The following is a 24,624-nucleotide window of genomic DNA, read 5'->3' as shown; positions in this document are numbered from 1 at the left end:
GCGCGGCGTTACGAGAAAGAGAAGACTATGGTTAATCAGACTCCCGGCAAAATTCAGGTGCGCGATCTGAACTTCTATTATGGAAAATTCCATGCGCTGAAGAACATTAATCTGGATATTGCCCGTAATCAGGTCACCGCGTTTATCGGGCCTTCAGGCTGCGGTAAATCCACCCTGCTACGCACCTTTAATAAAATGTATTCGCTTTATCCAGAGCAGCGCGCCGAGGGCGAGATCCGCCTGGATGGCGAAAATATTCTTACCGAAACCCAGGATATTGCGCTGCTGCGTGCGCGCGTCGGTATGGTGTTTCAGAAGCCAACGCCGTTCCCAATGTCGATTTATGACAACATCGCCTTCGGCGTGCGCCTGTTTGAAAAGCTGTCGCGTGCGGATATGGATGAGCGTGTGCAGTGGGCGCTGAGCAAAGCGGCCCTGTGGAATGAAACCAAAGACAAGCTGCATCAGAGCGGTTACAGTCTCTCGGGTGGACAACAGCAGCGCCTGTGCATTGCGCGCGGCATCGCCATTCGCCCGGAAGTCTTGTTGCTGGATGAACCCTGTTCGGCGCTGGACCCTATCTCAACCGGCCGTATTGAAGAGCTGATTACCGAGCTGAAGCAGGATTATACCGTGGTGATCGTTACCCATAATATGCAGCAGGCTGCCCGCTGCTCCGATCACACCGCGTTTATGTACCTGGGCGAACTGATTGAATTCAGCGATACCGACACGCTGTTTACCAAGCCGCATCAGAAGCAGACTGAAGATTATATTACTGGCCGTTATGGTTAACGGGAGCGCTGTATGGACAACTTGAATCTGAACAAACATATCTCCGGCCAGTTTAACGCTGAGCTTGAGCATATCCGCACCCAGGTGATGATTATGGGCGGTATGGTGGAGCAGCAGCTGACCGATGCGATTACCGCCATGCATAATCAGGATGCAGAGCTGGCGAAGCAGGTTATTGATGGTGACCAGAAGGTTAACATGATGGAGGTGGAAATTGATGAAGCCTGCGTGCGCATTATTGCCAAGCGGCAGCCGACCGCCAGCGATCTGCGTCTGGTGATGGCGATTATCAAAACCATTTCTGAGCTGGAGCGTATCGGCGACGTGGCGGAAAAAATCAGCCGCACGGCGCTGGAGAAGTTTAGCCAGCAGCATCAGCCATTGCTGGTAAGCCTGGAGTCACTGGGACATCACACCATTCAGATGCTGCATGATGTGCTGGATGCGTTTGCGCGTATGGATTTAAGCGCGGCGATTGAAATCTATCGTGAAGATAAAAAGGTCGATCAGGAGTATGAAGGCATTGTGCGCCAGCTGATGACCTACATGATGGAAGATCCGCGCACGATCCCCAGCGTGCTGACCGCGCTGTTCTGCGCGCGCGCTATCGAGCGCATCGGCGACCGCTGTCAAAATATCTGCGAAATTATCTTTTATTTCGTGAAGGGGCAGGATTTCCGCCATGTGGGCGGCGACCGCCTTGATAAACTGCTGGCTGGCAGCGATAGCGACAGCAACCCTGCCTGATGCTCTTTTCTTACCGCGCCGAAGGGCGCGGTTCTCTTTCCTGCCTTGTCACGCCATCAGCGCGTCACCGTCCAGCCGCGCGCACGCCATAAGTCAGGCAGCTGCGCCAGATCGTCGAAAGCGGTAACCAGCGGATGATCGATCGGACGATTATGGGCATCGGCACAGTAGTAAAACACCGGTATACCCGCCGCGATGCCGGCATAAGCGCCCGCTTCGGAGTCATCGATCAAAATGCAGCGATCGATCGGCACCTGCATCTGCTCTGCCGCATGGAACATCAGCTGCGGCTCCGGCTTCCAGTGACCAATATCGTAGCCGCTGTACAACCGGTCATTAAAAAAGGAGAGCATCTCCGTCAGGCCAAGCGAATGCTGCATTTTCGGCACCGTGCCGTTAGATACCACGCACATCGGGACGCAAACCTGCTCCAGCAGCGCTTTGGCGCCGGGAATTGGCTGAAGATGCGCATCAAACAGGCGCGCAACCTGCTGACGATATTCCCGTTCTATCTCTTCCGGCGGCGCAGACAGCGGCTGCTGGCGGCTCACGTCGGCGATAATATCGTACAGCTTAACGCCCTTATATTTTTCAAAGGTTTCCTGCAGAGAAAGCGTTGCGCCGTAGCGGGCGAAGGTATCGACATAAGCCTGCGTGCAAAGCCGCTCACTATCCACCAGCGTGCCGTCGCAGTCAAAAAACAGACATTCAATGGTCATTTTGCATCATCCTTAAAGGGGCTATTAGCCACACTTTAACTGACTGAGCTGAGATTACGACCTGCAGCCGCTGAATTTTTGCAAACCGCAACCGTTTGCGAAAAATCAGTGTACTGTTGCGCCAAAATCGCTAGCATACGCGGCGACCTCTTTTCCCGTTCGGATGTAACAAATGACTAAACAAGGCTTATTACAGCGCCTGTTCCGGCTTCAGGAGCATGGCACCACGGTGCGAACCGAAGTGATTGCCGGTTTTACTACTTTTCTAACGATGGTTTATATCGTTTTTGTAAACCCACAAATTCTCGGTGCCGCAGGCATGGATACGCAGGCGGTATTCGTTACTACCTGTCTGATTGCCGCTTTAGGCAGCATCCTGATGGGCATTGTGGCTAACCTGCCGGTGGCGCTGGCGCCTGCGATGGGACTGAATGCCTTTTTCGCCTTTGTTGTTGTCGGCGCAATGGGCTATTCGTGGCAGGTCGGTATGGGCGCGATTTTCTGGGGCGCGACAGGTCTGCTGCTGTTGACGCTGTTCCGCGTGCGCTACTGGATGATCGCCAATATTCCGCTTTCCCTGCGTACCGGTATTACCGCGGGTATCGGCCTGTTTATCGCCATGATGGGGCTGAAAAATGCCGGAATTATCGTGCCGAATGAGGCGACGCTGGTAACAGTCGGCGATTTATCATCGCATAGCGTTCTGCTGGGTGCGCTGGGCTTCTTTATTATCGCCGTGCTGGCTTCACGCAATATCCATGCTGCCGTGCTGATTTCGATTGTGGTTACCACGCTGGCGGGCCTGCTGCTGGGCGATGTGAAATATAACGGCGTCTTTTCCGCTCCGCCTGCCATTAATTCTGTTCTTGGTCAGGTCGATCTGAGCGGCGCGTTTACCCTTAATATGGCTGGCGTGATTTTCTCGTTTATGCTGGTTAACCTGTTTGACTCTTCTGGTACGCTGATCGGCGTGACCGATAAGGCAGGCCTGGCGGATAAAGATGGCAAGTTTCCCCGCATGAAGCAGGCGCTGCTGGTGGATAGCGTCAGCTCCGTTGCCGGCGCCGCTATCGGCACCTCTTCCGTAACGGCCTACATTGAAAGTTCGTCAGGCGTTTCCGTTGGCGGACGAACCGGACTGATGGCCGTGGTTACCGGTATTTTATTCCTGCTGGTGATGTTTTTATCGCCGCTGGCGTCGATGGTGCCGGGATATGCCGCCGCGGGCGCATTGATTTATGTTGGCGTGCTGATGACCTCAAGCCTGGCGCGCGTGAAATGGGAAGATCTTACCGAAGCGGTGCCCGCTTTTGTGACGGCCGCCATGATGCCGTTCAGTTTCTCGATCACGGAAGGCATCGCACTGGGCTTTATCGCTTACTGCGTGATGAAGGCCGGAACGGGACGCTGGCGTGAAATCAGCCCCTGTGTTGTGGTTGTAGCGCTGTTATTCGTGTTGAAAATCGCGTTTATCGATTCTCATTAAAAAGAAAAGGCGCTGCAGTTTAATACTGCAGCTGCCTTTCTGCCGGTATGCTGGTCAGTCTTAGCGTTTTCGGCCCCATATTGGCTTTCGTCATTTCAATATCACGCAGGGCGTTCCAGTTCTGCTGACCATCAATTTCCCACAGGCGTAAGCGGCTGGTTGCTGGCGATAAGGCACAGGACCAGATAAGTAAAGGCTCTACGTCACAGACAGCCTGCACATCTGGAAAAGCCTGCGAGCGCAAACGACCTGAGGCGAGATGCAAGCGCAGGGCATCTTCGCTTTCGTTGTTCTCTCCGGTCAGCTTCAGAATGCTTTGACGCAGCGTCCAGATTTGCGTAATCGCTTCTAAAGGATCCTGCTGCGCATTAATCCACGCTTTTTCCCCGGAGGAGAGATACTGAAGCTGATGTTCCAGCGTTTGGCGGCTGTGGGCGCGGACGATTTCCATATCCAGTCCGGCGCGACTCTGTTCTTCAGCCAGCAGAACGCCAATGACATTTCCTGCATAGGCGATGCTGAAATCAGGCAGTTCGGGATCGATAAAGCTGGGGCGGCCGCTGCTGCTGGTGGTTAATGCGGGCAGTTGGGGCATGCCATAAATCCGCAGCATTAACTCAGCCAGCAACATCCGCGAGGCCAGATAACGGCTACGTTGTTTTTCGTTGAGAGATCGGGATTTTTCCACGATATGTGCCGGAATACGCTGTACGTCCACCCGATATTGGGCAAGCGTCCAGCGTACAAAATGACTTGCCATCTGTCGCTCCGTGAAAATGGTCGGATAATCATCACTTACATTGTAAGAATTTTCTGATGTGTTTGCATCCGGCTTTACCCAGGCGCGGCGCTTTTCGGAATAGGTTTAAAAGGTAACTGTAGTAAAAAATGCGCCGTCAACAGCTGCATCTGTAAGGGAATACAGGAACGTATACAGTGTGCTGATGCCCTGCTCAGGCGCAGATTTGCCGGTGGGCGCCAGTAACAATATGCTGGCGATGCCAGATCTAATGGCATGGCGCCTTTTAGCGTGGGCACAGGAGATGTAGTAAAGAGCGGATTATATTTTTCTGTGAAGTTTGCGCATTATTAAAATAAGGCTTGAATCGCCACGGATAATCCAGACACTTCCGAGCCGTTGATAATACTGGTTTTCATATTCTGTCGGTGGCATCTGACTGTTCTTTATTAATGGAAGAATCCGGACCGTACTTCTTTATCCAGGCGTAAAGGCTGTGGGTGGTGATATCAAGACGTGTTGCAACGCTGGCAACAGAATAACCGCGATCAACAACCTGTTTGACTGCTTCAGTTTTAAACTCTTCGGGATAACGCTTACCGCTCATGGGCATCTCTCTTTAAGCCATCTTAAATGACTCTGAGGTGTCTGTTAAACCCGTGGCGATTCATTTCCATCTGCATGGTAGCGTTGCTTTACAACGTGGCCGTTATCATTATCAGGATGCCAGCCTTATGCTGGGGGCAAAATATACTTTCTGATAAGGTTGATGAGCCAGAAGGGGCCGGGCAAGCCATATTGCCCGGCCCCTTTTTTGGTCAAAAAAAGCGAAAGGTTGAGCCAGACAAAGCTGAGGCCCACTTATTTGCCAATACAGAAACTGGAGAAAATACGTCCCAGCAGATCGTCAGACGTAAACTCGCCGGTGATCTCGCTTAGCGCCTGCTGCGCCAGGCGCAACTCCTCAGCCAATAATTCTCCTGCCCAGGCACCTAACAGCTGCTCTTTGCCCTGTTGTAAGTGAGTGTCCGCTAACTCAAGGGCCTGCAAATGACGGCGACGCGCCAGGAATCCACCTTCCATATTGTCATTGAAACCCATGCTCTGCTTAAGGTGATCGCGCAATACATCTATACCTTCACCAGTACGGGCAGACAACCGAATAAGTAAGTGACCATTCACTTCTTCCAGGCCTAATGTTTCGCCAGTAACGTCAGCTTTATTACGTACCACCGTAATCGGCAGAGAAGCAGGCAAACGGGCGATAAAATCTGGCCAGATAGCCGCAGGCTCTGTGGCATCGGTCGTGGTGCCGTCTACCATAAACAGAACGCGGTCGGCCTGCTCAATCTCCTGCCAGGCGCGCTCGATACCGATGCGCTCAACTTCATCACTGGCGTCGCGTAAGCCAGCGGTATCAATAATGTGCAGCGGCATGCCATCAATATGGATATGCTCGCGCAAGACATCGCGGGTCGTTCCGGCAATATCCGTAACAATGGCCGCTTCGCGTCCGGCCAGCGCGTTTAACAGGCTCGATTTACCGGCGTTAGGACGACCGGCAATCACCACCTTCATCCCTTCACGGAGCAGGCTGCCCTGACGCGCCTCAGCGCGAACGGCGTTCAAATCCTGCATTACGGCGTTCAGTTGCGCTTCGATTTTTCCATCAGAAAGAAAGTCGATCTCTTCATCTGGAAAGTCTATTGCTGCTTCCACGTAGATTCGCAGGTGAGTAAGTGCTTCCACAAGATGATTAACGCGCGTGGAAAAAGCGCCCTGCAACGAATTCAGCGCCGATCGCGCTGCCTGTTCAGAACTGGCGTCAATCAGATCGGCAATCGCCTCAGCCTGTGCCAGATCGAGCTTATCGTTAAGAAACGCGCGCTCGGAAAACTCGCCCGGTTTGGCGATACGCACGCCCGGCAAGGCGGCAATACGCTTCAGCAATAAATCGAGGATAACCGGGCCGCCGTGTCCCTGTAATTCGAGGACGTCTTCGCCGGTAAAAGAATTCGGGCCAGGAAACCAGAGGGCGATACCCTGGTCAAGCGTGCTGCCGTCCGCGGCTTTAAACGGCAAATAATCAGCGTAACGCGGTTTCGGCAACTTACCCAGCAGCTGCCGGGCAACCTCCGCCGCGTTGCTGCCGGAAATACGCAGAATGCCCACGCCGCCGCGTCCTGGCGGTGTGGCCTGGGCGACAATAGTATCGCTGTGGCTCATGGAAACTCTCTCAGTACGGTAATCAAAGAAGGAGGTCGGTTGACCGCCTCAGTTAAAAGGTGCCTTCACTTCCCACGTTGAGTTTATTCGATCGTCGCATCAATTATGATGACCGGAAGACAACAAATAAACAGGGGCGGTAAATTCCGCCCCTGTTAGGTTCTGCCTGAAATTGAATAAACTCAGGCCGTTACGCTTTCTTCTTGTCGCGGCTGTGCAGTCCGCGTTTTTCCAGGCCACGATAAATCAGCTGCTGCTGGAGAATGGTCACCAGGTTGCTGACGATGTAGTACAGCACCAGACCTGACGGGAACCACAGGAAGAACACCGTAAAGATAACCGGCATAAAGGTCATGATCTTCTGCTGCATCGGATCGGTGACGGTGGTCGGCGACATCTTCTGAATAAAGAACATCGTTACGCCCATCAGGATCGGCAGGATGTAGTACGGGTCCTGCGCAGAGAGATCGTGGATCCACAGTGCGAACGGCGCATGGCGCAGCTCTACCGAGCCCATCAGCATGTAGTAAAGCGCAAGGAAGATCGGCATCTGAATAATCAGAGGCAGACAGCCGCCCAGCGGGTTTACTTTCTCTGATTTATACAGCGCCATCATTTCCTGGCTCATGCGCTGCTTATCGTCACCCAGGCGCTCACGCATGGCCTGGATTTTCGGTTGCAGCATGCGCATCTTCGCCATTGAGGTGTACTGCGCTTTGGTCAGCGGGTACATGATGCCGCGCACGATAAAGGTGATAACGATAATGGAGAAGCCCCAGTTACCGATAAAGCTGTGCAGGAATTTCAGCAGCTTAAACAGCGGCTGAGAGATGAACCACAGCCAGCCGTAATCAACGGTCAGATCCAGGTGCGGAGCGATGGCCGCCATCTTATCCTGAATTTCCGGGCCGACCCACAGCGTCGCAGCCAGCGTTTGCTGGCTGCCTGGCGCCACGGCTACCGGTGCGGACTTATAGCCTACCGCCGCCAGGCCGTTGCCCAGATTAGTGGTATACAGCGTATTAGTCCCTTCGGTACGCGGCACCCATGCGGTAGCAAAGTATTGCTGGAGCATGGCAACCCAACCGTTAGTGGTGGTGGTACTCAGGTTTTCGTTATCGGCAATGGTGTCAAACTTATACTTTTCATACTTGGTGTCGCTGGTGGAGTACGCCGCGCCACGGAAAGTATGCAGAGCAAAGTTATTGCTGCCGGTATCACGATGCTTCGGCAGATCGATGGTCTGCTTCAGCTGGCCGAACATCGCCACTTCCAGCGGCTGCTGGGTGGTGTTGTTAACCTGATATTCAACGTTGATGGCATATTCGCCGCGCTTCAGCACAAAGGTCTTGGTATAGATCGCGCCGTTTTCTGCGGTAAAGGTCATCGGGATACGCAGTTCGCTCTGACCATCGGCCAGCTGGAAGCTATCCTGGGTAGTGGTATACAGCGGACGTGCGCCGTTATTCGGATTATCCGGCCCGTTTCGGCCAGTCAGACCGCTCTGTGCCTGATACACAAAGGCTGGTGTCGTTTCCAGCAGTTGGAAAGGCTGAGAAGAACCCAGTTTGTCCGGGTAAGTCAGCAGCTGCGCCTGTTCCACATCGCCACCGCGGGTATTGATGTTCAAAGACAGGACATCAGTCTTAACGGTGATGGTTTTGCCCTGACCGCTGGCAGGCACACCCTGATTAGCGGCATCACCAGCTACTGTCGTGTTTTGCGTGGTCTGAGTTTGCTGCGGCTGCGGAGCGTGGTCCGTTTGCCAGGCTTGCCAGATCATGAAAGACACGAACAGAAAAGCGATGAGAAAAAGATTGCGTTGCGAATCCATCGTTAAAGTTCTCTGTTATCGTCGGTTTTTGGCGGCACCGGATCGTCACCACCCGGGTTTAAAGGGTGGCATTTTAATACGCGTTTAACCGTCAACCAACTGCCTTTTACCATCCCAAACCTGCGCAATGCCACAACTCCGTAGTGTGAGCAGGTAGGGTTAAAACGGCAGTGGGGACCCAGAAGAGGGCTAATGACGCGTTGATAAACGCGGATCAGCGCAATCAGGAGCCGCGCGCCAGGCGACAGTGACGACGCCATAATTTCTCCAACGCTTCCATCAGCGCACGGTTATCGAGGTCAGCAACCCCTTTCTTTGCCACGACCACAAAATCCATTGCGGGGAGTTCGTGTTGGCGCAGGCGAAAGCTTTCGCGGGTCAATCGCTTGATCCGGTTACGCTCATGCGCACGCTTAACATTTTTTCGCGACGGTAAGACCGATACGGGGATGCCCCAGCGAATTAAGGCGGCCGAGTATGGTAATTTGCGGCGTGCCAGCCCGTTGTGGCTGCTGGAAGACGAAAGTGAAATGAGTGGGAGTTAGCAAACGTAACTCCCTGGGAAATGCGAGCTTAACCACTTATGGGTTAGCTTTATTACTTAGAAACGGTCAGACGAGAACGGCCTTTAGCACGACGACGTGCCAGAACCTGACGACCATTTTTAGTTGCCATACGAGCACGGAAGCCGTGTGAACGGTTGCGCTTCAGTACGGACGGTTGAAAAGTGCGTTTCATGGCGATTTCTACCTAAACTTGAAAAATTTCACGTGGTGACGCGTACCCGGTTCCGTAAAACGACCGACGCCTCAGTGTATCTTTAATAAAGAGGCGGGATTGTAATAATTGTACAGTCCGGAGTCAATTTACTTCGCTTATTTGCGCGCGCCTGGCTGCCCGAATCGACCTGCAAATCCTGTCGAAATCGACAAGGCGCATCACGCCGGGACGGGAATTATACGGTGTCCATAATAAAGCGCAAGGATCGCTCTGGATCTTCTGCCGATCGTTTGCAGTGACGTTGCGATAATAACGTGACGGCCGCTGGAAATTTGCATCAATACGCCGGATCCTGAATGCCTTTCATCCAGCCTGAAGTAAACTTAGCCTCGTTCAATGCCTGTGGATAAAATGGATCAAAACTGTGTAGAAAGTGAAGATCTCTGTCTCGCTTTACGCTATGATCCGCCCTTCCGCTAACGATCCTCTCTGCGATCGGGATCGGAGCAACCGTGGATAGCGGTTCGTATGTCTGTCACTGGCATGCGTCAACAATGATGATTGATCTGTTTCAGCGCCTATTTTCTTATCGATTTTGTTCGAGTGGAGTCCGCCGTGTCACTTTCGCTTTGGCAACAGTGTCTTGCCCGTTTGCAGGATGAGCTACCTGCCACTGAATTCAGCATGTGGATCCGTCCGCTACAGGCTGAACTGAACGACAATACGCTGGCCTTATATGCCCCGAATCGGTTCGTACTCGACTGGGTAAGAGATAAATATCTCAATAATATCAATGCCCTGCTTAATGACTTTTGCGGCACCGAAGCGCCGCAGCTGCGTTTTGAAGTCGGCAGCAAACCCGTCGTTCAGACAATGCCACAGCCTGTGGTAAGCAGCGCCAGCGTGGCCGCGCCGGTTATGGCGAGCAACATACCGCCAACCGCGCCGGCGGCACGCCCCAGCTGGGATAGCGTACCGGCGCCGGCCGAGCGCTCATGGCGTTCTAACGTTAATGCCAAGCATAACTTTGATAACTTCGTCGAAGGTAAATCGAACCAGCTGGCGCGCGCGGCGGCGCGTCAGGTGGCGGATAACCCCGGCGGCGCCTATAACCCGCTGTTCCTTTATGGCGGCACTGGTTTAGGTAAGACGCACTTGCTGCATGCGGTCGGCAACGGGATCATCGCCCGCAAGCCCAATGCGAAAGTGGTCTATATGCACTCCGAGCGTTTTGTGCAGGATATGGTGAAAGCGCTGCAGAACAACGCCATCGAAGAGTTCAAACGTTATTACCGCTCGGTCGATGCGCTGCTCATCGATGATATTCAGTTCTTTGCCAATAAAGAGCGCTCGCAGGAGGAGTTCTTTCATACCTTCAACGCGCTGCTGGAGGGCAATCAGCAAATTATTTTAACCTCAGACCGCTATCCGAAGGAGATTAACGGCGTGGAAGATCGCCTGAAATCGCGCTTTGGCTGGGGCCTGACGGTCGCCATCGAGCCGCCGGAGCTGGAAACGCGCGTCGCGATTCTGATGAAAAAGGCGGACGAAAACGATATTCGCCTGCCGGGTGAAGTGGCCTTCTTTATTGCCAAGCGCCTGCGTTCCAACGTGCGTGAGCTGGAAGGGGCGCTGAACCGCGTTATCGCCAACGCCAACTTTACCGGTCGCGCCATCACCATCGATTTCGTGCGCGAAGCGCTGCGCGATCTGTTGGCGCTACAGGAAAAGCTGGTGACCATCGACAATATTCAGAAAACGGTGGCGGAATATTACAAGATCAAAGTGGCGGATTTACTGTCAAAACGTCGCTCGCGCTCGGTAGCGCGCCCGCGTCAAATGGCGATGGCGATGGCGAAAGAGCTGACGAACCACAGCCTGCCGGAGATCGGTGATGCTTTCGGGGGTCGTGACCACACAACCGTGCTGCATGCCTGCCGTAAAATCGAGCAGCTACGTGAAGAAAGTCACGACATTAAAGAAGATTTTTCAAATTTAATCAGAACCTTATCTTCCTGACGCTATGAAATTTATTGTAGAACGCGAGCAATTACTTAAACCGCTACAGCAGGTGAGCGGTCCATTAGGTGGCCGTCCGACGCTGCCGATCCTTGGCAACCTGCTGCTTCAGGTGAACGACGGCAGCCTGTTGCTGACCGGCACCGACTTAGAGATGGAAATGGTGGCGCGCGTCGCGTTAACGCAGCCGCATGAGCCGGGCGCCACGACGGTGCCGGCACGTAAATTTTTAGATATTTGCCGTGGCCTGCCGGAGGGCGCGGAGATCAGCGTGGTGCTGGAAGGTGACAGAATGCTGGTGCGCTCCGGGCGCAGCCGCTTTTCGCTTTCCACGCTGCCCGCCAGCGATTTCCCGAACCTGGACGACTGGCAGAGCGAGGTGGAATTTACCCTGCCGCAGGCCACGCTGAAGCGACTGATTGAAGCCACGCAGTTTTCGATGGCGCATCAGGACGTACGTTACTACCTGAATGGCATGCTGTTTGAAACCGAAGGTGAAGAATTGCGCACCGTGGCGACCGACGGTCACCGTCTGGCGGTTTGCTCGATGCCGGTTGGGCAGCCGCTGCCGAACCATTCGGTTATCGTGCCGCGTAAAGGCGTGACCGAACTGGTGCGCCTGCTGGACGGCGGCGATACGCCGCTGCAAATTCAGATCGGCAGCAGCAATATCCGTGCGCACGTGGGCGATTTCATCTTTACCTCCAAGCTGGTGGATGGCCGCTTTCCGGATTACCGTCGCGTATTGCCGAAGAACCCGGACAAAACGCTGGAAGCGGGCTGCGATCTGTTAAAGCAGGCTTTTGCCCGCGCCGCGATTCTTTCTAATGAGAAATTCCGTGGCGTTCGTCTTTATATCAGCCAGAACCAGCTGAAAATCACGGCGAACAACCCGGAACAGGAAGAAGCGGAAGAGATCCTGGACGTCACCTACGGCGGCAGCGATCTGGAAATCGGCTTTAACGTCAGTTATGTACTGGATGTGCTGAACGCGCTGAAATGTGAAAACGTTCGTCTGTTGCTGACCGATTCCGTCTCCAGCGTGCAGATTGAAGATGAAGCCAGCCAGAGCGCCGCTTACGTTGTTATGCCGATGCGTCTCTGATGGCATTGGTCCGGCGCTGGAACCGCGTGTCCAGCGTCGGGTTAGCGGTTGGGCGCCGTACGCTTAACTGCCGCACATTATTATTGCCGTTCGGGACAACAGAGGCGGGCTCAGCCCTTGTAAAATGCCGATTCACCCCCATATCGTTACGGCAAGTAAGCATTTACTTATGTTTGGATTAGCTCCGGTTATGAGCAAAGCCAGCCTGACGACAAGGCAACTGCTGTCACGCCATCTCTTTGGATTATTTCATGGCTTTAACCCGCCTGCTGATTAAAGACTTCCGTAATATCGAACAAGCCGACCTGTCGCTGGCGCCGGGTTTTAACTTTCTGATTGGCGCTAACGGCAGCGGTAAAACCAGCGTGCTGGAAGCCATTTATACGCTTGGCCACGGACGTGCCTTTCGCAGCCTGCAGGCGGGGCGCGTTATCCGCCACGATCAGGAAGCCTTTGTTCTGCATGGGCGAATTGACGGCTCCGAGCGGGAAACGGCGGTCGGCTTGACCAAAAACCGCGCCGGCGACAGCAAAGTTCGTATTGATGGCAGCGATGGCCATAAAGTGGCGGAGCTGGCGCAGCTGCTGCCGATGCAGTTGATTACGCCAGAAGGCTTTACGTTGCTGAACGGCGGGCCGAAATACCGGCGCGCCTACATTGACTGGGGCTGCTTTCACAACACGCCCGGCTTTTTTCTGGCGTGGAGCAATATGAAGCGCCTGCTGAAGCAGCGCAACGCCGCGCTACGTCAGGTTTCGCGTTACCAGCAAATCGAACCCTGGGATCGCGAACTGGCGCCGCTGGCGGAACAAATCAGCCAGTGGCGGGCGGAATACAGCGCGGCGATAGCCGAAGATATTACTGCCACCTGCGCCCAGTTTTTACCTGAGTTTGCGCTGGATTTCTCTTTCCAGCGCGGCTGGGATAAAGAGAGCGATTACGCGGAACTGCTGGAACGGCAGTTTGAGCGCGATCGCGCGCTCACTTATACCGCCAGCGGCCCGCACAAAGCGGATTTTCGTATCCGCGCGGAAGGGACGCCGGTGGAAGATTTACTGTCTCGCGGACAGCTGAAATTACTGATGTGCGCGTTGCGTCTGGCTCAGGGCGAGTTTCTGACTCGTCAGAACGGACGCCGTTGCCTCTACCTGATCGATGATTTTGCCTCCGAACTGGATGAGAGCCGTCGCCGCCTGCTGGCGGACCGGCTTAAAGCCACGCATGCCCAGGTTTTTGTCAGCGCTATTGGTGCCGATCATGTCATCGATATGACTGACGAAAAGGGCAAGATGTTCCGCGTAGAACAGGGTAAAATAGCGGTTCAACCTGAAGATTAAATGAGCGAGAAACGTTGATGTCGAATTCTTATGACTCCTCAAGTATCAAAGTCCTGAAAGGGCTTGATGCGGTACGCAAACGCCCTGGAATGTATATCGGCGATACGGATGACGGCACCGGTCTGCATCACATGGTATTCGAGGTCGTGGATAACGCCATCGACGAAGCGCTCGCAGGCCACTGTAAAGAGATTGTCGTTACCATTCATGCCGATAACTCCGTTTCGGTACAGGATGACGGACGCGGTATTCCTACCGGCATTCACCCGGAAGAAGGCGTGTCGGCGGCGGAAGTGATCATGACCGTTCTGCACGCAGGCGGTAAGTTTGATGACAACTCCTATAAAGTTTCCGGTGGTCTGCACGGCGTAGGCGTCTCGGTGGTCAACGCGCTGTCTGAAAAGCTGGAGCTGACCATTCGTCGCGAAGGCAAAGTCCATCAGCAAACCTATGTTCACGGCGTGCCGCAGGCGCCGCTGGCGATTACCGGCGAAACCGATCTGACCGGTACGCGCGTGCGCTTCTGGCCAAGCCATCAGACCTTTACCAACGTTACCGATTTCGAATATGAAATCCTGGCGAAGCGTCTGCGCGAGCTGTCGTTCCTGAACTCCGGCGTTTCCATTCGCCTGATCGACAAGCGCACCGATAAAAGCGATCACTATCACTACGAAGGCGGCATCAAAGCGTTCGTAGAGTATCTGAACAAAAACAAAACGCCGATTCATCCCAACGTGTTCTATTTCTCCACCGAGAAAGACGGCATCGGCGTGGAAGTGGCGCTGCAGTGGAACGATGGTTTCCAGGAAAACATCTACTGCTTCACCAACAATATTCCGCAGCGCGACGGCGGTACGCACCTGGCGGGCTTCCGTGCGGCGATGACCCGTACGCTGAACGCCTATATGGATAAAGAAGGCTACAGCAAAAAAGCGAAAGTCAGCGCCACCGGCGATGATGCGCGTGAAGGCCTGATCGCCGTAGTTTCTGTGAAAGTGCCAGACCCGAAATTCTCTTCGCAGACCAAAGACAAACTGGTCTCTTCCGAGGTGAAATCGGCGGTGGAATCGCAGATGAACGAACTGCTTGCGGAATACCTGCTGGAAAATCCGTCCGATGCGAAAATCGTGGTCGGTAAAATTATCGATGCGGCTCGTGCCCGTGAAGCGGCTCGCCGCGCACGTGAAATGACCCGTCGTAAAGGCGCGCTCGACCTGGCTGGCCTGCCGGGCAAGCTGGCCGACTGTCAGGAACGCGATCCGGCGCACTCTGAAATTTACCTGGTGGAGGGTGATTCCGCAGGCGGTTCCGCCAAGCAGGGCCGTAACCGTAAAAACCAGGCGATTTTGCCGCTGAAAGGTAAAATCCTGAACGTGGAGAAAGCGCGCTTCGACAAAATGCTCGCTTCGCAGGAAGTGGCTACCCTGATTACCGCACTGGGCTGCGGCATCGGGCGCGACGAATACAACCCGGACAAGCTGCGCTATCACAGCATCATCATCATGACCGATGCGGACGTCGATGGTTCGCACATCCGTACCCTGCTGCTGACCTTCTTCTATCGTCAGATGCCGGAAATCATCGAACGCGGCCACGTTTATATTGCGCAGCCGCCGCTTTACAAGGTGAAAAAAGGCAAGCAGGAGCAGTACATCAAAGATGATGAGGCGATGGATCAGTATCAAATCGCCATTGCGCTGGACGGCGCCACGCTGCACACCAATGCCAGCGCGCCGGCGCTGGGCGGCGCGCCGTTGGAAAACCTGGTTTCCGACTACAACAGCACGCAGCGCATGATCAAACGTATGGAGCGCCGCTTCCCGCTGGCGCTGCTGAATGCGCTGGTTTATCACCCAACGCTGGAAAGCCTGGAAAACCAGCAGGCGGTCACCGAGTGGATCGAGACGCTGGTTGCCCTGCTCAATGAAAAAGAAGCGCACGGCAGCACCTACGTCGCAAGCGTGCGTGAAAACCGCGAGCTGAACATTTTTGAACCGGTACTGCGCGTGCGTACGCATGGCGTCGATACCGATTATCCGCTGGATAGCGAATTTGTTCAGGGGCCGGAATATCGCAAAATTTGCGCGCTGGGCGCCAAACTGCGCGGCCTGCTGGAAGAAGATGCCTATATCGAGCGCGGCGAACGCCGTCAGCCGGTAGAGAGCTTCGAGCAGGCGCTGGAGTGGCTGGTAAAAGAGTCGCGTCGCGGCCTGTCGGTACAGCGTTATAAAGGTCTGGGCGAAATGAACCCGGAGCAGCTGTGGGAAACCACCATGGACCCGGACAGCCGTCGTATGCTGCGCGTCACCATTAAGGATGCGATCGCTGCCGACCAGTTGTTTACCACGCTGATGGGCGATGCGGTCGAACCGCGCCGCGCCTTTATCGAAGAGAACGCCCTGAAAGCGGCGAACATCGATATTTAACTGAAATATCTATGCCGTGCGTCTGCACGGCATTTTTTTATCCAGCCATTGGCTGTAACAGGACGTTTGAAGTGTAATTAAGGAGCATTAAATGGGATTGTTTGATCAGGTTGCCGGTATGTTATTGAACGGCGATGCGGCTAAATATCAGGCCATATTAAGCTGGGTTAACCAGCGGGGCGGCGTCCAGACGCTGCTGGAAAAATTTCGCCAGGGCGGCTTTGGCGAAATCGTGATGTCATGGCTGAGCAGCGCGGAGGCGAACAAATTCCTCAGCGCTGAGCAGGTGCTTGCCGTTCTTGGCAGCCCGGCGCTGGCTCAGCTTGGCGCAAAATTAGGCCTTGATACACAGGCGGCATCTTCTCTGTTGGCGCAATATTTGCCGAATATTATCGATGCGCTTTCGCCTAAAGGCGAACTGCATGAAGCAGCCGATAACGATCTGCTGACCGCAGGGATGAAACTGCTGAAAGGCAAACTGTTCAGCTAATCTGCGTGTTTTTACACCGTATCATCATGCTGCGGCGTGTTGAAACGGTGCTTCCATTCTTCCCGCTTGCCGCATTGTGAGTACGGTTTTTCCTGAAGATCGTGCCAGGATGAAAGCGCATCCTGTCATCCCGAAGACGCTTAAGCTCACCAGTTTATTACTATCGATATGGATGGCACGCTGTTGCTGCCGGACTACACCCTACGTTTGTCAGGCACAGGCGCGATCGTTCCATGTGTCGCGGTAGATAACGTTTCCTTCGGTATACTTCCAGGTGATCGCCTCATAACGCATTTCGAGCGTTTCAAGGTGAGTGCTACTCATGCCGTTTGGTGCCAGATAAGGTGAAACCGCCGTGATTTTGACGTTTTCCAGGGTGATATTGAAATATTCAGCTTCAATGCCAGATTCTAAAATACGGTACATCTTAATTGTCGCTTTCTTCATGGTGCGGCCTTCACACACAGCGCGATACAAAAGTGGCGTCGTCTGATCGAATTCTTTTACGATGGTAATAGGGCGATGAACGCGCGTTGCGGTGAGTTTTCCCCAGCTCGGATCTACCGGAATAGTGACACCATGGGAGAAAGATTTTAATTCGATGGAGCCTGAGCGCAGTGGCATTAAACAACTGCCAACAATTGGCGATCCGTTTTCATCTTCAAGCCATAAATGTGCGGGAGCAGACATATTATTTCCTTATCAGTGATGATTTAATAACGGCTATATTTGCGCAGTCACCATTTACAGTAACGCGTAAAAATAACAATCATAACTATGGCGAATACGCCTATAGGCCAGACAGGGCTATCAGGGAAAAAATATTCCTCAAGCAGCGCGAAAATAATCGTGAGAATTACAGGCCCGTACAGCGATGATAAAAACCTGAGTTGCCACAGAAGAAATTTCTTTAGTGATCTAATCATTTTTATTGAATCATCCGAGTGATGATGTTTACTATACCGGAATCAGACGACCATTGCGCTTCATGTGCGCCCGCGCGTTCGAATACCGGTTCAATCAAGAAATACATCATTTCCAGCTGTAGAATATAAAGTGCAGAGTAATAGGCTGGGTATTGGACATGTAGACGATGGGCACTATCCGCTGCTTTCTGAACCAGGCCATACGCAGCCACAGCTGCGGCAACTGTACTCGCGGCACGTCCTGTGAGGGTACTAAGTTGCATACTTATATTCGATCCAATACGGACGCTGGTAGCGACCGCTAAAGCGTACCCTGCACCTGTAAGGGAGCTGGCAGCGATATGGACATTCACGGCCATAAGCGCTTTTTTGATATGCTCTAATTGATCATGAGTTTTGTATTTAAATATTTCTTCAAAATAAATTCGAAGCATTTCATAGACAACGTCATCATGCTGGATAATGCGACTAACCGCTTTCTTGAAGCGCAGATCCTCCGTCTTTTGCTGCTGACAAATATCGTTATATTCATCGGTAAAACAGGACGTATAGTACAGCAGTCGGGTAGCGCCATTACCTAAGTTTTCAACTTGATTTGTAATCTGCTGACCGACGGCAGAAACTGCATGGTCAAGCTTTAATACCAGAATCCGGTTGGCCTGAAGATAGCTGATGACTTCATTACTGTAATACATAACTGCTCCATGTTAATTGTTATTAACGCCAGTCGATGTTTTTTACGTTAACGAATTTGCTAAACAGACGACTGCGAAACTAAAATCGTTCAGCCAGATCGCTTAACAAAAGCTAACCGCTTTCATGTATTCGACATAACGCTTTCTACTGCCTGCGTGTAAATCAAGTTATTTATTTCGTAAGATCCTGCCATCCTGGTTATTGCTCGCGCCTTTGCCTGTATGAAAATAAATAAGATCGCCAGCGAATTCTGCGCAGGCCGCCAGCATATTAATAACTTTTCCCATTGGAATCGTCGTATTCCCGTTGTTAATGATGCAGAGAGTGACACTAATCCAGGATGCATCTCTGTCGTAACGTCAGCCTTCCTCCCATTTCTCCCTTCCATGCAGAAACAAACTGGCCGCCGTGAGCGAGATCGCGCTAGCATTAAAGCAAACCGAAAACTGACGAGGACGCTATGGCGATAAAACTGATTGCGATTGATATGGACGGCACGCTGCTTAACCCGCAGCACCAGATTACCCCGCGCGTGAAAGAAGCCATTGGCCGGGCGCGCGACCAGGGCGTGCATATCGTGCTGACTACCGGACGTCCTTACATCGGTGTAGAGCGTTATCTGATGGAGCTGGATCTTCAGCAGGAAGGCCAGTACTGCATTACCAACAACGGCGCCCTGGTTCAACGTGCGGTTAACGGCGACTGCGTAGCGGAAACCACGCTCTCCTTTGATGACTACCTGAAGTTTGAACAGCTGGCGCGCGAGCTGGGCGTCCATTTCCAGGCGCTGGATAAATCCTCGCTCTATACCGCTAATAAAGACATCAGCGAATACACCATTCACGAAGCGTATCTGACCGGCATTCCGGTGCGCTACCGCGCAGTCGAAGAGATGGATCGTACGCTGACTTTCCCGAAAGTGATGATGATTGATAAGCCGGAACTGCTGGATGCGGCCATTGCCCGCCTGCCGCAGGAAGCGCAGCAGAACTACACCATTATGAAAAGCGCGCCTTACTACCTGGAAATTCTCCATAAGAAAGTCAATAAAGGCACCGGCGTCCATGCGCTGGCAGAGCAGCTGCAGCTGTCGCGCGATGAAATTATGGCGCTTGGCGATCAGGAAAACGATCTGGCGATGATTGAATATGCCGGCACCGGCGTGGCAATGGGTAACGCGATTGATTCAGTTATCGCCGTTAGCCAGTTCGTCACCAAAACCAATGCAGAAGATGGCGTAGCGCACGCCATTGAAAAGTTCGTCCTGCGTTAAGCGCGCTTAGCCCATCGTAACGAAAGGGGCCGTCAGCCTGAACGCTGGCGGCCCCTCTGCTTTGCCTCATCCCGCCGCTTTCCCTTTCCATGCGCGTTCCCCGCAGCAATATCCTTTTTTGTATATTGTCGTTTTTGTGATCAAGATTGTAGTACAACCTATATTTATTGTACTACATTAGCCACTGTTAACCGCGATGAAGGCGTGAAGTTTGTACTGCAAAACAGAGGCGAAAAAGAACAGCCGCGTTAAAGTAGAGGGCATTCCCTTTCTGGATAAGGACGCAGCATGACCCTCACAAAAACCGATCGCATCATCGTTACGCTGGGCCGTCAGATTGTCAGCGGCAAGTATGTTCCGGGCGCGGCGCTGCCGGCGGAAGCTGAGCTGTGCGAAGAGTTCGCTACCTCGCGCAATATCATTCGCGAAGTTTTTCGTTCGCTGATGGCGAAACGGCTGATTGAGATGAAGCGCTATCGCGGGGCATTTGTCGCGCCGCGCAATCAGTGGAATTACCTGGATACCGAAGTGTTGCAGTGGGTGCTGGAGCATGACGACGACCCGCGGCTGATTGCCGCCATGAGCGAAGTGCGCAATCTGGTGGAACCCGCCATCGCCCGCTGGGCGGCGGAACGCGCTACCTCCAGCGACTTGGCGCAGATTGAGTTGGCGCTGAACGAGATGATCGCCAACAACCAGAACCGTGAAGCGTTCAACGAAGCGGATATCCGCTATCACGAAGCGGTGCTGGCTTCAGTGCATAACCCATTGCTGCAGCAGCTGAGCGTGGCGATTAGCTCTCTGCAGCGCGCAGTATTCGAACGAACCTGGATGGGCGACGAGGCCAATATGCCGAAAACCCTGCAGGAACATAAGGCGCTGTACGATGCGATACGGCATCAGGACAGCCAGGCGGCGGAGCAGGCGGCGCTGACGATGATCGCCAGCTCTACCCGGAGACTCAAGGAAATTACATGACATCACGCTACATCGCTATCGACTGGGGTTCGACCAATCTGCGTGCCTGGCTATTCCAGCACGGCGAATGTCAGGAGAGCAGAAAATCGGAGGCGGGCGTTACCCGCCTTAACGGCCGTTCCCCCGACGCGGTGTTAGCGGAAATCACCCAGGGCTGGCGCGACGCCGCCACGCCGGTAATCATGGCCGGCATGGTCGGCAGCAACGCTGGCTGGAAAGTGGCTCCTTATATTCCTTGTCCGGCCCGCTTCAGCGACTTCGGCCGTCAGCTCACTACCGTGGCGCCGAACGTTTTTATCATTCCCGGACTTTGCGTACAGCATGAAAACAACCGCAACGTCATGCGCGGCGAAGAGACGCAGCTGCTGGGCGCGCGCGCATTACAGCCAGCGCCGCTCTACATCATGCCTGGCACCCATTGCAAATGGGTACGCGCCGATAACGAGCAGGTCAGCGATTTCCGCACCGTCATGACCGGCGAGCTTCACCACCTGCTGCTGACGCATTCGCTGGTGGGCGCCGGGCTGCCCGCGCAGGAGAAAAGCCACGAGGCTTTTCAGGCCGGTCTGGCGCAGGGGCTGGAAACCGATGCGCCGCTGGCCGGGCTGTTTGAAGTGCGTGCCGCCCATGTGCTGGGCGCGCTGGCGCGCGAGCAGGTCAGTGAATTTCTCTCAGGGCTGCTGATTGGCAACGAAGTGGCCAGCATGGTAAGCCAGTGGCGGCCAGACAGTCAGCAGCCGGTTACTATCGTCGCCGGTCAGGCGCTTGCCGAACGTTACCGGCAGGCGCTCAGCGTGTTGAACATCCACGCGCAGGTGCTGGAAGGCGATACCGCATTTCAGGCAGGCATAAGGAGCATCGTTCATGCAGTGGCAGAATAAACTTCCGCTTATCGCTATTTTACGCGGCATCACGCCAGCGGAGGCGCACGATCACGTTGAGGCGGTAATTGATGCCGGATTCGAGGCGGTGGAAATCCCACTCAACTCGCCGGAGTGGCACGCCAGCATCCCGGCGATGGTGAGGGCATTTGGCGATCGGGCGCTGATTGGCGCTGGCACCGTGCTGAAACCCGAGCAGGTCGACGAGCTGGCGGAGATGGGCTGCAAACTGATTGTCACGCCGAATATTCAGCCAGCGCTGATCCGACGCGCGGTCGATTACGGCATGAGCGTCTGCCCCGGCTGCGCCACGGCGACCGAAGCGTTCAACGCTATTGAAGCGGGCGCGCAGGCGCTGAAAATTTTTCCTTCCTCCGCCTTTGGGCCCGATTACATCAAGGCGCTGAAAGCAGTGCTGCCGTCGGATATTCCGGTCTTCGCCGTGGGCGGCGTGACGCCGGACAATCTGGCGCAGTGGCTGAAGGCCGGCTGTATCGGTGCCGGGTTGGGCAGCGATCTCTATCGCGCAGGGCAGCCTCTGAGCCGTACCGCGGAGCAGGCGCAAGCATTCGTTAAAGCGTATCGAGAGGCAGTGCAATGAAAATAACCAAACTCACCACCTGGCGTTTACCTCCGCGCTGGATGTTTCTCAAGATAGAAACCGATGAAGGCGTGGTCGGCTGGGGCGAACCGGTAATTGAAGGACGCGCCCGCACGGTTGAGGCGGCGGTGCATGAACTCGGCGAATACCTGATTGGCCAGGATCCGTCGCGCATCAACGATCTCTGGCAGGTGATGTATCGCGGCGGTTTTTATCGCGGCGGCCCGATCCTGATGAGCGCCATCGCCGGTATCGATCAGGCGCTGTGGGATATTAAAGGAAAGGTACTGAACGCGCCGGTCTGGCAGCTAATGGGCGGCCTGGTGCGCGACAAAATCAAAGCCTACAGCTGGGTCGGCGGCGATCGTCCGGCGGAAGTGATCAACGGTATTCAGACGCTGCGCCAGATCGGCTTCGACACCTTTAAATTGAACGGCTGCGAAGAGCTGGGCGTGATTGATAACGCGCGCAAAGTAGATGCGGCGGTAAATACCGTGGCGCAGATCCGTGAGGCGTTCGGCATGGATATTGAATTTGGCCTCGATTTTCACGGTCGCGTCAGCGCGCCGATGGCGAAAATATTAATTAAAGAGCTGGAGCCTTATCGTCCGCTATTTATTGAAGAGCCGGTGCTGGCGGAACAGGCGGAATATTATCCGCGCCTGGCGGCGCAGACCTCGATTCCTGTCGCCGCCGGCGAGCGCATGTTCTCGCGCTTTGAGTTTAAGCGCGTGCTGGAGGCGGGTGGGCTGGCCATTCTGCAGCCGGATCTGTCGCATGCAGGCGGCATTACCGAATGCTACAAAATCGCTGCAATGGCGGAAGCGTACGATGTCGGCCTGGCGCCGCACTGTCCGCTGGGACCGATTGCGCTGGCGGCCTGCCTGCATATCGACTTTGTCTCGCGCAACGCGGTTTTCCAGGAGCAGAGCATGGGCATTCACTATAACCAGGGCGCCGAGCTGCTCGACTTTGTGAAAAACAAAGAGGACTTCAAAATGGAAGGCGGCTACTTCCTGCCATTAATGAAGCCGGGCCTGGGCGTGGAGATCGACGAAGAACAGGTGATCGCGCGCAGCCAGAATAATGCCGACTGGCGTAACCCGTTATGGCGTCATCATGACGGTTCCGTCGCCGAATGGTAAGCGCGCACGCGATTTAACGTTATATAAAAGGCAAGGCGACATTTATTTCCTGCGTCAGGATAAAACGACGCGAACTATTTAACGCCCTCGCTTAATAAATAAAAAATTGCTTATTCCAACACCCTCTGTAAACCACAGGGCATGGTGAGCGGCTTCGCCATGCCAAAATCTGGAGACAGGTTATTATGGATATACCCGTAACCGCGGTTAAAACCGGGCGTCGCCGCTATCTGACGCTGGTAATGATCTTTATTACTGTCGTTATCTGTTACGTTGACCGCGCCAATCTTGCGGTGGCGTCGGCTCATATTCAGCAAGAGTTTGGCATCAGCAAAGCGGAAATGGGCTATGTCTTTTCCGCCTTCGCCTGGCTTTATACGCTTTGCCAGATCCCGGGCGGCTGGTTTCTCGATCGTGTCGGCTCACGTCTGACCTACTTTATCGCTATTTTCGGCTGGTCGGTCGCTACGCTACTGCAGGGCTTCGCCAGCGGGCTGATGTCGCTGATCGGCCTGCGCGCTATCACCGGCGTCTTTGAGGCGCCAGCCTTTCCCACCAACAACCGCATGGTAACCAGCTGGTTTCCGGAGCGGGAGCGCGCCTCGGCAGTTGGCTTTTACACCTCCGGGCAGTTCGTCGGACTGGCGTTTCTGACGCCGCTGCTCATCTGGATTCAGGAAGTACTCAGCTGGCACTGGGTGTTTATCATCACCGGCGGCATCGGCATTATCTGGTCACTGGTCTGGCTGAAGGTTTACCAGCCGCCGCGCCTGACGAAAAGCCTCAGCAAAGCGGAGCTGGACTACATTCGCGACGGCGGCGGGCTGGTGGACGGCGATGCGCCGGCGCAAAAGGCGGAACGCCAGCCGCTCTCGCGCGCTGACTGGAAGCTGGTTTTCCACCGCAAGCTGATCGGCGTCTATCTTGGCCAGTTCGCCGTTACCTCTACGCTCTGGTTTTTCCTTACCTGGTTCCCCAACTACCTGACGCAGGAAAAAGGTATTACCGCGCTGAAGGCGGGCTTTATGACAACGGTGCCGTTTTTGGCAGCTTTCGTGGGCGTGCTGCTCTCCGGCTGGGTGGCGGATCGCCTGGTGCGTAACGGGCGATCGCTCGGCATGGCCCGCAAAACGCCGATTATCTGCGGGCTGCTTATTTCGACCTGCATCATGGGCGCGAACTACACCAACGACCCGGTATGGATCATGACGCTGATGGCGGTCGCCTTCTTCGGCAACGGCTTTGCGTCGATTACCTGGTCGCTGGTGTCTTCGCTGGCGCCGATGCGTCTGATCGGCCTGACCGGCGGGGTATTCAACTTTGTCGGCGGGCTGGGCGGCATTACCGTGCCGCTGGTGATTGGCTATCTGGCGCAGGGCTACGGTTTTGGCCCGGCGCTGGTCTATATCTCCGCGGTGGCGCTGGTCGGCGCGCTTTCTTACATCCTGCTGGTAGGGGAGGTGAAGCGCGTGGGCTAAGCC

General features: G+C 54.4%; 21 protein-coding genes and 3 pseudogenes. 14 read left to right on the top strand and 10 right to left on the bottom strand.

The window, feature by feature from the left end:
• The first annotated feature begins 27 nt into the window (after positions 1-27).
• Together pstB and phoU are read left to right on the top strand one after the other, a co-directional pair.
• Positions 28-795: a phosphate ABC transporter ATP-binding protein PstB gene (gene pstB / locus P3C52_RS12330; RefSeq protein ID WP_275555287.1), complete on the top strand. Its 768-nt coding sequence runs from the start codon at positions 28-30 to the stop codon at positions 793-795.
• A 12-nt stretch (positions 796-807) separates the two neighbouring features.
• Entirely contained in the window at positions 808-1,542 is a 735-nt protein-coding gene (gene phoU / locus P3C52_RS12325; protein ID WP_275555286.1) for a phosphate signaling complex protein PhoU, read from the top strand.
• A gap of 56 nt (positions 1,543-1,598) precedes the next feature.
• Here the strand turns inward: phoU and yieH are convergent, their stop codons facing one another.
• The gene (yieH, locus tag P3C52_RS12320) at positions 1,599-2,261 is read right to left on the bottom strand and encodes a 6-phosphogluconate phosphatase (protein WP_275555285.1); all 663 of its coding nucleotides are present in this window, start codon (positions 2,259-2,261) and stop codon (positions 1,599-1,601) included.
• A 172-nt stretch (positions 2,262-2,433) separates the two neighbouring features.
• On the opposite strand from yieH, the gene P3C52_RS12315 reads away from it, so the two are divergent.
• On the top strand, positions 2,434-3,747 hold the full coding sequence (locus P3C52_RS12315; RefSeq protein ID WP_275555284.1) for an NCS2 family permease: 1,314 nt from the start codon (positions 2,434-2,436) through the stop codon (positions 3,745-3,747).
• Between the two features lie 19 nt (positions 3,748-3,766).
• Here P3C52_RS12315 and P3C52_RS12310 read toward each other — a convergent pair whose 3' ends face one another.
• From P3C52_RS12310 to rpmH, 7 genes and pseudogenes are all read right to left on the bottom strand, one after another.
• A complete protein-coding gene (locus tag P3C52_RS12310) occupies positions 3,767-4,507 on the bottom strand; it encodes a 4'-phosphopantetheinyl transferase superfamily protein (protein WP_275555283.1) in 741 nt (246 codons plus the stop codon).
• 442 nt (positions 4,508-4,949) lie between these two features.
• Positions 4,950-5,093 (bottom strand): annotated as a pseudogene (locus P3C52_RS12305) (transposase); the annotation flags it as partial.
• Between the two features lie 254 nt (positions 5,094-5,347).
• Positions 5,348-6,712 carry a tRNA uridine-5-carboxymethylaminomethyl(34) synthesis GTPase MnmE gene (mnmE, locus tag P3C52_RS12300; protein ID WP_275555282.1) on the bottom strand — a complete coding sequence of 455 codons (1,365 nt, stop codon included), beginning with the start codon at positions 6,710-6,712 and terminating at the stop codon, positions 5,348-5,350.
• Positions 6,713-6,902: 190 nt separating this feature from the next.
• Entirely contained in the window at positions 6,903-8,546 is a 1,644-nt protein-coding gene (yidC, locus tag P3C52_RS12295) for a membrane protein insertase YidC (protein ID WP_275555281.1), read from the bottom strand.
• Positions 8,547-8,548: 2 nt separating this feature from the next.
• Complete coding sequence (gene yidD, locus P3C52_RS12290) at positions 8,549-8,806, bottom strand: membrane protein insertion efficiency factor YidD (RefSeq protein ID WP_275555280.1); 258 nt, start codon at positions 8,804-8,806, stop codon at positions 8,549-8,551.
• A pseudogene (gene rnpA / locus P3C52_RS12285) lies at positions 8,770-9,127 on the bottom strand (ribonuclease P protein component). Before rnpA ends, yidD begins: the two are co-directional and overlap by 37 nt.
• Before the next feature lie 16 nt (positions 9,128-9,143).
• Entirely contained in the window at positions 9,144-9,284 is a 141-nt protein-coding gene (rpmH, locus tag P3C52_RS12280; protein ID WP_003849659.1) for a 50S ribosomal protein L34, read from the bottom strand.
• Between the two features lie 597 nt (positions 9,285-9,881).
• Between rpmH and dnaA the strand changes: the two genes are divergently transcribed.
• The 5 genes from dnaA to P3C52_RS12255 all read left to right on the top strand — a co-directional run bounded on the left by dnaA (position 9,882) and on the right by P3C52_RS12255 (position 16,643).
• Positions 9,882-11,285 (top strand): chromosomal replication initiator protein DnaA, encoded by a 1,404-nt coding sequence (dnaA, locus tag P3C52_RS12275; RefSeq protein ID WP_275555279.1) that lies wholly within the window; start codon positions 9,882-9,884, stop codon positions 11,283-11,285.
• A 4-nt stretch (positions 11,286-11,289) separates the two neighbouring features.
• The gene (gene dnaN / locus P3C52_RS12270; protein WP_275555278.1) at positions 11,290-12,390 is read left to right on the top strand and encodes a DNA polymerase III subunit beta; all 1,101 of its coding nucleotides are present in this window, start codon (positions 11,290-11,292) and stop codon (positions 12,388-12,390) included.
• A gap of 251 nt (positions 12,391-12,641) precedes the next feature.
• Entirely contained in the window at positions 12,642-13,727 is a 1,086-nt protein-coding gene (recF, locus tag P3C52_RS12265) for a DNA replication/repair protein RecF (protein WP_275555277.1), read from the top strand.
• A gap of 17 nt (positions 13,728-13,744) precedes the next feature.
• Positions 13,745-16,153 (top strand): DNA topoisomerase (ATP-hydrolyzing) subunit B, encoded by a 2,409-nt coding sequence (gyrB, locus tag P3C52_RS12260; RefSeq protein WP_275555276.1) that lies wholly within the window; start codon positions 13,745-13,747, stop codon positions 16,151-16,153.
• Positions 16,154-16,244: 91 nt separating this feature from the next.
• The gene (locus P3C52_RS12255) at positions 16,245-16,643 is read left to right on the top strand and encodes a YidB family protein (protein WP_275555275.1); all 399 of its coding nucleotides are present in this window, start codon (positions 16,245-16,247) and stop codon (positions 16,641-16,643) included.
• A 210-nt stretch (positions 16,644-16,853) separates the two neighbouring features.
• Here P3C52_RS12255 and tssD read toward each other — a convergent pair whose 3' ends face one another.
• Together tssD and P3C52_RS12245 are read right to left on the bottom strand one after the other, a co-directional pair.
• On the bottom strand, positions 16,854-17,333 hold the full coding sequence (tssD, locus tag P3C52_RS12250) for a type VI secretion system tube protein TssD (RefSeq protein ID WP_275555274.1): 480 nt from the start codon (positions 17,331-17,333) through the stop codon (positions 16,854-16,856).
• A 238-nt stretch (positions 17,334-17,571) separates the two neighbouring features.
• Complete coding sequence (locus tag P3C52_RS12245; protein ID WP_275555273.1) at positions 17,572-18,264, bottom strand: hypothetical protein; 693 nt, start codon at positions 18,262-18,264, stop codon at positions 17,572-17,574.
• Positions 18,265-18,725: 461 nt separating this feature from the next.
• Between P3C52_RS12245 and yidA the strand changes: the two genes are divergently transcribed.
• From yidA to P3C52_RS12215, 6 genes and pseudogenes are all read left to right on the top strand, one after another.
• On the top strand, positions 18,726-19,538 hold the full coding sequence (gene yidA, locus P3C52_RS12240) for a sugar-phosphatase (protein ID WP_275555272.1): 813 nt from the start codon (positions 18,726-18,728) through the stop codon (positions 19,536-19,538).
• 288 nt (positions 19,539-19,826) lie between these two features.
• Positions 19,827-20,516 (top strand): D-galactonate utilization transcriptional regulator DgoR, encoded by a 690-nt coding sequence (gene dgoR / locus P3C52_RS12235; protein ID WP_275555271.1) that lies wholly within the window; start codon positions 19,827-19,829, stop codon positions 20,514-20,516.
• Complete coding sequence (locus tag P3C52_RS12230) at positions 20,513-21,397, top strand: 2-dehydro-3-deoxygalactonokinase (protein ID WP_275555270.1); 885 nt, start codon at positions 20,513-20,515, stop codon at positions 21,395-21,397. The genes dgoR and P3C52_RS12230 overlap by 4 nt, the downstream gene beginning before the upstream one ends.
• On the top strand, positions 21,381-21,998 hold the full coding sequence (locus tag P3C52_RS12225) for a 2-dehydro-3-deoxy-6-phosphogalactonate aldolase (protein ID WP_275555269.1): 618 nt from the start codon (positions 21,381-21,383) through the stop codon (positions 21,996-21,998). The genes P3C52_RS12230 and P3C52_RS12225 overlap by 17 nt, the downstream gene beginning before the upstream one ends.
• The gene (gene dgoD / locus P3C52_RS12220) at positions 21,995-23,143 is read left to right on the top strand and encodes a galactonate dehydratase (protein ID WP_275555268.1); all 1,149 of its coding nucleotides are present in this window, start codon (positions 21,995-21,997) and stop codon (positions 23,141-23,143) included. Before P3C52_RS12225 ends, dgoD begins: the two co-directional genes overlap by 4 nt.
• Positions 23,144-23,284: 141 nt before the next feature.
• Positions 23,285-24,621, top strand: a pseudogene (locus tag P3C52_RS12215) (MFS transporter).
• The last annotated feature ends 3 nt before the right edge of the window (positions 24,622-24,624 follow it).

The organism is Mixta sp. Marseille-Q2659, assembly GCF_940807255.1.
Classification (GTDB): domain Bacteria; phylum Pseudomonadota; class Gammaproteobacteria; order Enterobacterales; family Enterobacteriaceae; genus Mixta.
The sequence above is the reverse complement of the archived record's forward strand: the minus strand, read 5'-3'. Positions and strand labels throughout refer to the sequence as shown.